The sequence below is a fragment of the Mycobacterium sp. genome (assembly GCF_035603715.1).
In the GTDB taxonomy this organism is placed as follows: Bacteria; Actinomycetota; Actinomycetes; order Mycobacteriales; family Mycobacteriaceae; genus Mycobacterium.
On record NZ_DATNJW010000662.1, the window covers coordinates 1 to 3,640 of the forward strand.

Annotated in this window: 3 protein-coding genes and 1 tRNA gene; all 4 read left to right on the top strand. The window is 61.6% G+C overall.

All coding sequences use genetic code 11. The annotated features are described in order from the left end of the window. Positions 1–1,531 (top strand): UPF0182 family protein (locus VN856_RS26720; protein ID WP_325694935.1); only part of this gene is annotated, 1,531 nt, incomplete at its 5' end. Positions 1,532–1,554: 23 nt separating this feature from the next. Then, positions 1,555–2,091 (top strand): cupin domain-containing protein, encoded by a 537-nt coding sequence (locus tag VN856_RS26725; RefSeq protein WP_325694937.1) that lies wholly within the window; start codon positions 1,555–1,557, stop codon positions 2,089–2,091. Between the two features lie 78 nt (positions 2,092–2,169). Further along, positions 2,170–2,243: transfer RNA gene (locus VN856_RS26730), tRNA-Met, on the top strand. Positions 2,244–2,405: 162 nt separating this feature from the next. Next, on the top strand, positions 2,406–3,640 hold a 1,235-nt coding region (locus VN856_RS26735; RefSeq protein ID WP_325694939.1), incomplete at its 3' end, for a CotH kinase family protein.

Sequence of the window (3,640 nt, forward strand, 5' to 3'; positions counted from 1 at the left end):
CGGTCCCGCTCCGCTGGATCAGCCGCGGATCTACTACGGACCGGTCATCGCCAGCTCGCCGGCCGACTACGCGATCGTCGGAAAGAACGGTGTAGACCGGGAATACGACTACGAGAACAACACCGAGACCAAGAACTACACCTACACCGGAAGCGGCGGAGTGCCGCTCGGCGGCTGGGTGTCGCGCAGCGTTTTCGCTGCGAAGTTCGCGGAGCGAAACTTCTTGTTCTCCAACGTGATCGGATCCAACAGCAAGATCCTGTTCAACCGCGACCCGGCCCAGCGGGTGGAGGCGGCGGCACCGTGGCTGACCACCGACAGCAGCGTGTACCCGGCGATCGTCAACAAGCGGTTGGTGTGGATCATCGACGGCTACACCACGCTGGACAACTACCCGTACTCCGAGCTCACGTCGCTGTCCTCGGCCACCGCCGACTCCACCGAAGTCGCGTTCAACCGGTTGGCGCCCGACAAGCAGGTGTCCTACATCCGTAACTCGGTGAAGGCCACCGTCGATGCGTACGACGGAACGGTGACGCTGTACCAGCAGGACGAGCACGACCCGGTGCTCAAAGCGTGGATGAAGGTGTTCCCCGGAACGGTCAAACCCAAGAGCGACATCACCGCCGAGTTGGCCGCCCATCTGCGGTATCCCGAAGATCTGTTCAAGGTGCAGCGGATGCTGCTGGCCAAGTACCACGTCAACGACCCGGTGACGTTTTTCTCCACCTCAGATTTCTGGGACGTGCCGCTGGACCCGAATCCGACCGCGAGCAGTTACCAGCCGCCGTACTACATCGTCGCGAAAAACATTGCCAAAGAAGATAACTCGGCCTCGTTCCAACTCACGAGTGCGATGAACAGGTTCAAGCGCGATTACCTGGCCGCCTACATCAGCGCCAGCTCCGATCCGTCGAACTACGGCAAGATCACCGTGCTGACCATTCCCGGTCAGGTCAACGGGCCGAAGCTGGCCAATAACGCGATCACCACCGATACCGCTGTGTCGCAGGACCTTGGCGTGATCGGGCGTGACAATCAGAACCGGATCAAGTGGGGCAATCTGCTCACGCTGCCGGTGGCGCAGGGCGGATTGCTCTACGTCGAGCCGGTGTACGCCTCGCCCGGCACCAGCGATGTCGCCTCGTCGTATCCCCGGCTGATTCGGGTGGCGATGATGTACAACGACAAGATCGGTTACGGGCCCACCGTCGGCGACGCGCTGACGGGGTTGTTCGGGCCCGGCGCGGCCGCGACCGCGGCAGGAATCGCGCCCACCGAGTCGGGTGCGCCGGCCAGTGCCCCACCGGGCGGCGAGCCGCCGGCGAACCCGCCGCCCCCGGCCAATGCGGTCGCGCCCGCGCCGGCTGGCGCCGTCAGCCTGTCACCGTCCAAGTCCGCGGCACTCAAGGACGTCGAGACGGCCATGGGTGCGGCCCGCGATGCGCAGAAGTCGGGCGACTTCGCGGCCTACGGCGCGGCACTGCAACGGCTCGATGACGCGATCAACAAGTACAACAACGCCAAGTAATCTCCGGCGAGGAGGCATGGGAGATGGCCGACATCAACCAGATTCCGGTGACGGTTGTGCAGCCCGGGGAAGGAGAGTACGTCGCCCTGCCGGGTTTTGGGGCGGTGTTCAAGCTCTCCAGCAAAGCCAACGGGGGCGAGGTGTCCATCGTCGAGCATCCCTTCGAGGTCGGCATACTCACCGCAGCACACCGGCACACTCGTGAGGACGAACATTCGATCGTGCTGGCCGGCGAAATCGGGTTCCGCTCCGACGACAGTGAAGTCGTCCTCGGTCCCGGCGGCTACATCACCAAACCGCGCGGCCAGATGCACGCTATGTGGAACGCCGGTAGCGAACCCGGCCGCATCATCGAGATCATCACGCCGGGTGGGTTCGAGAACTACTTCCGTGAACTGGGTGAGTTGCTCGTCGAGCACGCGAATGACCCGCTCGGCAAGGTGCTGCACGAGCTGCCCGAGTTCGGCGAGCTGGCCGACAAGTACGGGCTGACCTACGGAACTCCAGACTGGATGGACGACATCAGGCAGCGATATGGGCTGAACGCGCCGTCGCACTGAGGCAGCCAGCCCCGTCGAGCCTGGTCAGGGCGCGATTTGGCGGCCTCGCGAGCGTTCGGTAACCTGGTATTCACCCGTCGCGGGGTGGAGCAGCTCGGTAGCTCGCTGGGCTCATAACCCAGAGGTCGCAGGTTCGAATCCTGTCCCCGCTACTAGTAAAAACGGCCCCCGGAGATCACTCCGGGGGCCGTTTTCATGTCTCTAAATGCAGTCGTGGCCTTGCGATTTCTAATGAGCAGTACCGCGCTACTCACGTCGAATGCGGTGTTCTGCCGCATGCTGTTGGAAGGCCGCGACGTACGGGAGATGTGACAATGACCGATCTGCAGCAACAAGCACTCGATTCTTTTTATGCGCTCGACAATGTGATTACGGTCAAGATCACGATGCCGCACGCGGAGTGGGACGCGGTGCGAAACGAGGAACCAGCCGGCGGCCGGTGCAACTTCGAATGGACCGGTGACAGCCGGTTCACGTGGCACAAGGCGGCTTCGGTCGAGATATCCGGAACCAAGTTTCCCGCCAAGTCCACGTTCACCGACGTGGGCGTCAAGAAGAAATCATTTTGCGGCTCCATCGACAGTGACAAGCCATGCCTGCATGTCGACTTCGGCAAGTTCGGCGACGCCAACGTCCCCGCGATCGAAGCCCTGATCGGGTCGCGCTACGTGACGCTCAACAATTCCATTCAGGACAAGTCTTACATCAAGCAGACGCTGGGCTACCGGTTGCTGGATATGGCCGGGTTGCCCAATTCGCGATGCAACTATGCCCGGGTGTTCGTGAACGGAACACTGATCGGCCAGGGGGTCGGCGGCGTCAACAGCCCCGGCATCTTTGTCAATGCCGAGCCGGTGATGAAGCGCTACATCGAACGCAACTTCAACGGCAACATGAAGGGGAATCTTTACGAGCTCGAGCATCATGACGATTTCCTCGAGGAGAGGCTGAAGTTCATCGGGGTCGAGTCGCTGTCCAAATTCGAGGACAAGGCCGACCTGAAATTCGCGATGAGTCACATCAAGGCGCACGGGTTGGCCGGCGCGGACCAGATGCTCGACATGGACCAATTCCTCAAGATCTACGCGATGGAGTTCTTCCTCAAGCACTGGGACGGCTACGCCGACAACACCAACAACACATACATCTACAACGACGTGACCGCCGTCGCGGCGCCGGGCGTGGGCAACATCAAGTTCAAGCTGATCCCATGGGGAATCGACCAGACACTCCAGCCCAACAGGCCGTTCAAGCTTGGGCGCGATGGGGTCATCGCGCAGCTCGTGCGTAACGACGACACGCGCCGTAAGCAATTGTTCGACCAGATTCGGGTGTATCGGGAAACGTTGTTCAGCCGCGAGAAGCAGCAGATGGTCCTGAAACCCTTGATCGATCAAATGCAGGCACTAGTCACAGGTTTCGGTGTGCCCAATGCTGCGGCGGAGATCGATTCCGTGCGACAGCAACTGCGGCTGGCCGAATCGGTCGGATATATTGCCGCGGGTCTGCCTGGCCCGGCCAACCCGGTCTACATCCTCAAGCACGACAC

Excerpts from the sequence above, each read along its gene's own strand:
- VN856_RS26725 (WP_325694937.1), top strand. The coding sequence starts at position 1,555 with ATGGCCGACATCAACCAGATTCCGGTGACGGTTGTGCAGCCCGGGGAA.